This is a genomic window from Burkholderia sp. E168m15 (assembly GCF_016586105.1).
Lineage (GTDB): Bacteria > Pseudomonadota > Gammaproteobacteria > Burkholderiales > Burkholderiaceae > Burkholderia > Burkholderia orbicola.
On sequence record NZ_BCPO01000100.1, the window covers coordinates 1 to 6,801 of the forward strand.

Here is a 6,801-nt window from a genome sequence, read left to right on the forward strand (position 1 = left end):
TACCCTTCTGGCCCGGATCGGGATAGCGGCCCGCCCAATATACGAAGTGTGTGAGAAGTTCAAGTGTTGCTAGTTCTTTGGGGGAGAGGTCATCGATAAAATTCGCGAGACGATGAAGTTCGTGATGCTTGTGGTCACGCTCAGCTTCAGAGTACGCGGCAACTCCTGCGCGGAGGATGATCATCGCTTTCAGGCAGACTTCCAAGCTATAACCAACCAACATGAGGGCGACTGCGCAGTACTGAGAATCGCAAATTCCCCGCAGTTCGGTCGGCATGTTGTCGAAATTCGGTTGCTGTTTTACGAGCGTTACCGCTGCCTGAGCCATCGCCTCGGCTTGAGTCAGCCACAAAATCGGACTCTTTAGATCGTCGCTGCTGGGAGCATTGGTCGGATCGACGTCAGCACCATGGGCTGCGGCCAGCATCGCCCAACGGCTCCATCCGGAGAGGCTGTACCCGGCTGGGTCCTGGATGAACATCTCTCGATTCGGCAACATTGGATCGAACATTCCGGTTTCCTTTGTAATTTGTGGTGATACGGTAGAACACGCACTAAGCTATTGGCGCGTCCAGTTCAATCCTTTCGCTCGTTCAGTCAGAAAGTCGGCCGCGTCAGAGGGCGCATCCTCGGCATGTTCGATATGTCCAGGCGACACAAATCGAACCAAGAAGATGGCGAGGTCGAACTGGTCGGAGACGATCAGAGACTCTTCTGCTTCGAACGATGGGTGCCACACGCCTGCGGGCACCGTAACGATCCGGTCTCTCGCGGCATTTGCTTCTGCCAAGCGCTCGACTGACGCGGAGGGTACGGGTGCTCCTGGAGGCATGTAGCAGCCCAACTTCGATGCGCGGGCACTGGGGTAGCTCCAGCATATGAAATCATCCCGCGCAACCACGAGCATGGCTGCTTCGTCCGTGATGTCCAGCCACTTCAATGTGGTGGCGGTGAACGATGTGTCGTACCGAGAAGCGCAGTGGCCGAGCAGATCAACCGTAATCGGCTGTCCGGAAATTTGTTGCCGAAAATCGTCCGCTGGCATGAGCAGGAACGACGCAAATTTGTTGGCTTCCGATTCCTGCTTTTTCGACTCCCCTTCGTTGTAGCCCATCGTTTCGAGTTGGCCACACGTAAAGGTATCGCGCATCGCTCGATGCAAAAAGTAGTGGCCCAGTTCGTGCCCCAGCGTGAAATTGATACGTCCGGGGATGGTTACCGCCGCGTCATATGAGATGCACCAGTCGCCCTTGCTTTTTCTCTTTGAGAGCATGCCGTCGATGCCGGCAACACCGTGAGGCTTGATGACGCCAACCGGGTCCGAAAATTTGGCCTTGGTTACCTCAAGCGCGAGCACCTGTACGTCGACCGGGAAAGATTGACCACTTTGCGTCCACAATTTCGACAACTGGATACCCCACGCGGCTGGCGTCGTCGGCTCACTCATCGTCGTCTATCGCCTTGAGAAATTTTTCCAACTGGGCACGTTTAGTCGCATCAAGGCGACCGATACGCCTGAAAAAAGCCTCGTCTACATCCGATTGCGATGCTTCCTGCTTCTCATCGTCCAGCAAGAATTCCACTGTCACGCCCAACACCGCCGCAATCTTAGAGATCTTGTCTGCAGACGGGCGCACTACGGGGCGATTTTCTAACTCCCAAATGTAGCTCTTACTTGACTCTGTCTTCTCGGCAAGCGCATCCAGTGTCAATTTCAAACGTTTGCGCTCGGCTCGAATCTTTTCGCCCAAGGGGGTTGCCACTTCACTCTCCTGTATAGATCGCACGCTCGCTGGCGGCCGATGATGGGAACGCGTCACGCGAATGGGTAGGGGCCCCCCATTCTTGACTACCCGATGTTCAGAGTAGGCGCACTTTTCATGCTTGACAAGTGAATTCGAGGCGCCTATATTTTTTGTGCGCCTACTCCGAACATTTTGTTGGCGCGTTCCTCAATTTTTGAAGAGGTGCCAACCATGGCAAGGACTTTGAAGTGCGTAGCGAAACGGATGGGCGGCGGTGCAGGCCACGAACACATCACGCATCTGTGGTGGCAAGTGTGGGACGGCGATCGAGCTGTCGGTGAAAGCGGGGTTTTCACTCGCGATCAAATGGTCTCGTACATCGAGCGTCAGGGGAACAATTCCGTCTGGTGCCCGGATCGCAACCCTCAACGACAAGGAGCATGGGTACACGTCAACAACAACGGGAGGACCAAGTATGTGCAAACGGTCGCCGATGGGCGCTGGACCGACAACTTGCTTGCGCTTCCTGACCGGTAAGCAACTTCAATCAGCTACGGAGTAGACCAATGACCAACAAGATCTTTGTTGAGCGTCGCCTCGATGAAGGCGATTACGCAGTTCGTCGTCCGAATTCGCAACGGGCAAGTGCAACTGCCACGACGCAACGCGAAGCGATTGAACGTGCACGCGAACTCAACCCGAGCGGCCCTGTGCTGGTGGAGCGGGTGCGTACTACGAGTGCCGGGAAGCCGGACAAGTGGCGGAAGCCTTGACGGATTTGATGATGGTTCCGGTCAATGCTAGTCCCGCCGACTAGAGTTGTGAGCGGAGGTGGCGTGGGAGGCCACTTCCGCTATAGTGCTCGGCCTATCTTGACGAAAATCGATCGATAGACCGCCCCATCTTGGGAAGAATCAAGCCTATTAGCGAGTGCTCGTATTTCTTGTCAATTCAGCGGCTTTTGCTCACCTTGTATGGCAAAATGAAGCGAGCAATCATGGCAAAGTTTTTTGCAAGCCATTGATTTTATTCATGTACACCGCTCAACTTTATTGACAAACGATAGCACGCCGGCCCGGCGCGTGTCACGCGTTCGTGTCGACCCAGAGGCGGCCCCAGCGTGATGCGTAGGCGAGGGCGTGCTCTTCCTCGAAGAAGAAATCGATTGCGTCGAACGACACGGAGCGCGGCGACGGGCCGCCGCTCGCGCGTTCGATCGTCAGGTTGGCGGCGAACAGCCCGTTCGGCAACCGGGCGGCAGCGGGAGCGACTTCATAGCCCTTGTAGCGGATCGTACGGTTCATGGCGTGCGCGGAAAAAGTTCGGACTTTCAGCGTACGAAAACCTGCCGGCTGCGTGAACCAATCTTTCGGCCAATGCAAATCACGCGTCGGGCTGAATCGTTATCGGGGCGGTACGCGGAAACGGTATGTTCGAGAGGCGAGACGATGCGCCCGGCATATCGCCACGCGCTGGAAGACGCGCCGCGCGCCCCGTCGAATCGTGTCGATCGGAGGCGCGCGGCGGAATGCGGGGGTTACTGGTTGGCGACCTTCAGTACGGGCGCGAGCGCATCGACCGATGCCGCGTGCGAGGCCGCGCGATGCGACGCGAACGCGAGCGCGAATTCGGCGGCTTGCGTGCCGACCGTCTCGAGTTGCGCGACGACCTTCGGGTCCGAGCAGCTGTCGGCGCTTTCGAAGCGCGTTTCCAGCGTGTTGACGGTGGCGCCGAACGGCGTCGGCCAGCCGCGCAGCGCATGGACGATCGAGCGCAGCGACGTCAGCACGGTGCCGGCCGCCTGCCAGCCGTACGCGGTGACGATCAGGCCGACCGCGCGGCCGTCGAGATACGGGCGTTCGTCCGCGCGCAGCTCCTCGAGCGTGTCGAGCGCGTTCTTCACGAGACCGGACACGCCGCCGTGATAGCCGGGCGTCGCGATGATGATCGCGTCGGCCTGGCGCACGGCGTCGATCAGCTCGCGCTGCGCGTCGGTCAGCGTTTTGTGTTCGGGGGCGTAGTGCGGCAGCGTATGCAGGAACGGGCCGTCGAACAGGCGCGTGCGTGCGCCGGCGGCCTGCGCGCCGCGCAGTGCGAACGACAGCGCGCGTTCGGTGGACGATGCGGCTCGGGTGGTCCCGCCGATGCCGACGACGAACGGGCGGCGGTGTTGATCGAATGCAGTCAAGGGGCGCTCCTGGGATTGGCTTGCCCGGCTAAGCACAGGCTTAAAACCAGATGGTAACGACCCCGTCGCCACTCTGAAAACGACTTTTCGTTCTATCGATATGCCGCGTGGCGGGGGCAATCGTGTGCGCGGCCCCGCAGATCGATAGCAGAAATGCTTGGTTGAGACGGTGCGCCACGGTCGATAAGATGGGCTCGTCTCCTCCATGATGTCTCTACTGACATGGGTTGGCCCCGCCGCGCGGATGCAGGCGGGGCTTTTTTTCGTCCGCCGCTGGAAAACGGGGCGCGATGCGCGGCGACGCCGCCCGTTACTCGAACACCGGCCGGAAGAAGCTGCGCTCGTAGCTGACGATGCAGCGCGTTTCCTCCGCGTAGCGGAACGCGGCCTGGCAGGCCGGATCGTCCTTCGAGCGTTCGCGGTAGCGTTCGTATTCGGCGAGGCTCGGGAACGAGAACATCGCGAGCGCGATGTTGCTCGCGCCTTCGGACGGCAGGAAGTAGCCGTGATGCGTGCCGCCGAACTGCTTGACGAGCGGAATCCACATCTTGCCGTAGGTTTCGAATTCGACGAGTTTGTACGGATCGACGACGTAGCGAAGGAAGCAGGTGATCATGGGCGCTCGCGGGGCGGTGACGGAGCAGCGAGTCTGGAGCGCGGGGCGGTACGTGTCAACGGCATGCGCGCGGATGTGGACATCACCACGCGACTTCATTGCATGGCGCGTTGCTTGCGCGAACAACGATCGGTGCTTCGATGCGTTCGCCACGACGTGCACGCAGCATCGGAACGATGCCGTATTCGCGACCTCCGCCCGCCGTCTTCGCCCGGAATTTTTACGACATTTTTTCTTGCGACGGCAACCGGCGCGCTCCTAGACTTCGTGCATCTTCACCACGGAGCATGGCCATGTCGATACCCTGGAACGCGATCGCCGACCCCACCCCTGCCGCGCTGCCTTCACGGTGCGTCGATCGGGTGATCGTCCGGCGTTTCGATCCGGCAATCGACAGCTATGCACAACTGACGCCGATGCTGCACCGCGCGTTCGCGCGGCTCGGTGCGATGGGGCTCAACTGCACGTGCGTCGATCAGGACGAAGACGTCACGCGCCGCCGCGCGGAAGCGGGCGAGTGCTATGTCGCCGTGTGCGGCGGGCGTGTCGTCGGTACGGCCACGCTGTATGCGACCGATCCGTCGTCGGCCTGCTCGCTGTACCGGCGCGAAGGCGTCGCGAGCGTGCGCCAGGTGGCGGTGGACCCGGCTTGCCAGAGCCGCGGAATCGGCGCGTTGCTGATGTCGTTCGCCGAGCAGTGGGCCGCGTTGCGCGGCTATGCGCTGCTCGCGCTGGATACGCCGCATCCTGCTGCGCATCTGCTGGCGTTCTACGGCGCGCAGGGCTTCGAGGTGGTCGACGTGATGCGCTTCGCCGGCAAGCGCTACGACAGCGCGATCCTGTGCAAGCGGCCCGTTGCCCATGCTGTGCGCCGCGTGTCTCCGGTATCGCGGCTGGCCGCGCGCGTGGCGGCCGTGCGGCGTGTCGTGCTGGCGTGGGCGCCGCAGATCGTCGCGGTGGCGCGGCGCGAGTCGGGCGTGCGCCGCGCCGGACGTTTCGCGGCGCGCCGCGCGGCTGGCGCGGCCAGTTGCCGGTCGTCGCCGTGGCGACCGCGTCAGCACGGCCGCTTCATGGCTCGATAGCGGCTGACGGACTCCGGCTCGGGCCGCTGGCGCGTCGTGCGGCCTTCACGCAAAGGTGGAAGGCGAGCCACTCGATGAATCGGTGCGGTCACGCGTGGCGATGTCCCAAAGAACGTACCTGCTCGATGAACGTGAACGCCGCGTCAAGCGGCACGCAAATGCACGTCGACGTCACTCGTCGCGGCCGCGCGTGTCGCTGCCGGCTTTCGCGACGCGCCATGCGATCGCGCCGAGCACACCGACCGCCACCACCAGCGCGCCCCACAGCACGTAGCGGCGCCCGGCATCCGCATCGGCGGCTGCCGCCGGCGCGACGGCCGATGCCGGCAGCGCCGCGCCGACGCGGGCGGGCCGCACTTCGGGCGCCATGCCGACCAGCAGTGCGTCGCGGCTCACGGCCGACGACACGAGCGACGCGTCGCCCACGCCGAGCGTAAACGGCGGCGTGCCGCGCGCGACGAAGGTCAGCGCGGCCGGATGCCACCCGATCGCGATGGCCGGCTGGCCGCCGCCGAGCCCGCCGTTGCGCATGTCGACGACGATGCGCCACGCGCGATCCGTGTTCGCGATGAACTCGAGCGGCGGATTGCGCTGCTCGCCGCCCTTGCCCTGCAGCCGGAACAGCACGGCGCCAGCGACGTCGCGCCACGGCGCCTGCGCATCGGCGCGGCTTTGCAGCATCGCGCGGGCGACGGTGTTCGGCTGCGGCAGGTCGATGCGCACGCGATCGACCGGATACGCGCCGTCGGTGTCGAACAGATACTCGCCCGGCGCGGCGCCGGCGCGTATCCGTACGGCGTCGCGCCACTGGCGCGGCACGGACGCCGTATCGGTGCCGCGTGCGTCGCGCGGATGCGTCTCGACGTCGATCGACGCGATCGCGGGTGCGCCGTCGAGCCAGTCGAGTCGCAGGTAGCGCGGCGCCGCGCCGTCGAGCGCGATGCGTTCCTGCACCAGCATGTCGTTGCCGCGGCCGACCTTCAGCAACTGCGTGCTGCCGAGCGGCCGCCAACTGCGCAGGTCGTCGCTGGCTTCGACGGCTACGCGCCCCTGGTAGCTGTCGTCGTTCACGTGCACGAGCAGTGCTTCGGTGCTGCCGTCGGTATGCGACAGGTCGACGAGGTCCGCGCCGTGCCCTGGGCGCGAAGGCGTCGCGACGGCCGCGCGCAG

At 63.1% G+C, this 6,801-nt stretch carries 10 protein-coding genes; 3 read left to right on the plus strand and 7 right to left on the minus strand.

Going from position 1 to position 6,801, the window contains the following annotated elements; genetic code table 11:
- The 3 genes from JMF86_RS16525 to JMF86_RS16535 form a co-directional block, all read right to left on the minus strand.
- The coding region (locus tag JMF86_RS16525) for a hypothetical protein (RefSeq protein ID WP_201317077.1) at positions 1 to 511 on the minus strand (511 nt) is incomplete at its 3' end.
- 48 nt (positions 512 to 559) lie between these two features.
- Complete coding sequence (locus JMF86_RS16530; protein ID WP_011547008.1) at positions 560 to 1,447, minus strand: ImmA/IrrE family metallo-endopeptidase; 888 nt, start codon at positions 1,445 to 1,447, stop codon at positions 560 to 562.
- Positions 1,440 to 1,763 carry a helix-turn-helix domain-containing protein gene (locus JMF86_RS16535; protein ID WP_011547009.1) on the minus strand — a complete coding sequence of 108 codons (324 nt, stop codon included), beginning with the start codon at positions 1,761 to 1,763 and terminating at the stop codon, positions 1,440 to 1,442. Before JMF86_RS16535 ends, JMF86_RS16530 begins: the two co-directional genes overlap by 8 nt.
- A 246-nt stretch (positions 1,764 to 2,009) precedes the next feature.
- Here JMF86_RS16535 and JMF86_RS16540 point away from each other — a divergent pair, with 246 nt between their 5' ends.
- Positions 2,010 to 2,282: a DUF3892 domain-containing protein gene (locus JMF86_RS16540; RefSeq protein ID WP_226161399.1), complete on the plus strand. Its 273-nt coding sequence runs from the start codon at positions 2,010 to 2,012 to the stop codon at positions 2,280 to 2,282.
- Positions 2,283 to 2,311: 29 nt separating this feature from the next.
- On the plus strand, positions 2,312 to 2,518 hold the full coding sequence (locus JMF86_RS16545) for a DUF2188 domain-containing protein (protein WP_077179465.1): 207 nt from the start codon (positions 2,312 to 2,314) through the stop codon (positions 2,516 to 2,518).
- Positions 2,519 to 2,830: 312 nt separating this feature from the next.
- Here JMF86_RS16545 and JMF86_RS16550 read toward each other — a convergent pair whose 3' ends face one another.
- The 3 genes from JMF86_RS16550 to JMF86_RS16560 all read right to left on the minus strand — a co-directional run bounded on the left by JMF86_RS16550 (position 2,831) and on the right by JMF86_RS16560 (position 4,549).
- Positions 2,831 to 3,049 carry a hypothetical protein gene (locus tag JMF86_RS16550; protein ID WP_006480563.1) on the minus strand — a complete coding sequence of 73 codons (219 nt, stop codon included), beginning with the start codon at positions 3,047 to 3,049 and terminating at the stop codon, positions 2,831 to 2,833.
- A 233-nt stretch (positions 3,050 to 3,282) separates the two neighbouring features.
- The gene (locus JMF86_RS16555; RefSeq protein WP_012339459.1) at positions 3,283 to 3,933 is read right to left on the minus strand and encodes an NADPH-dependent FMN reductase; all 651 of its coding nucleotides are present in this window, start codon (positions 3,931 to 3,933) and stop codon (positions 3,283 to 3,285) included.
- 310 nt (positions 3,934 to 4,243) lie between these two features.
- Complete coding sequence (locus tag JMF86_RS16560) at positions 4,244 to 4,549, minus strand: NIPSNAP family protein (protein ID WP_011547011.1); 306 nt, start codon at positions 4,547 to 4,549, stop codon at positions 4,244 to 4,246.
- Between the two features lie 293 nt (positions 4,550 to 4,842).
- Between JMF86_RS16560 and JMF86_RS16565 the strand changes: the two genes are divergently transcribed.
- Positions 4,843 to 5,631, plus strand: a complete 789-nt coding sequence (locus JMF86_RS16565; RefSeq protein ID WP_011694838.1) for a GNAT family N-acetyltransferase — start codon at positions 4,843 to 4,845, stop codon at positions 5,629 to 5,631.
- 171 nt (positions 5,632 to 5,802) lie between these two features.
- On the opposite strand, the gene JMF86_RS16570 is transcribed toward JMF86_RS16565, so the two are convergent.
- Positions 5,803 to 6,801 (minus strand): DUF3999 domain-containing protein (locus JMF86_RS16570; protein WP_201317078.1); only part of this gene is annotated, 999 nt, incomplete at its 5' end.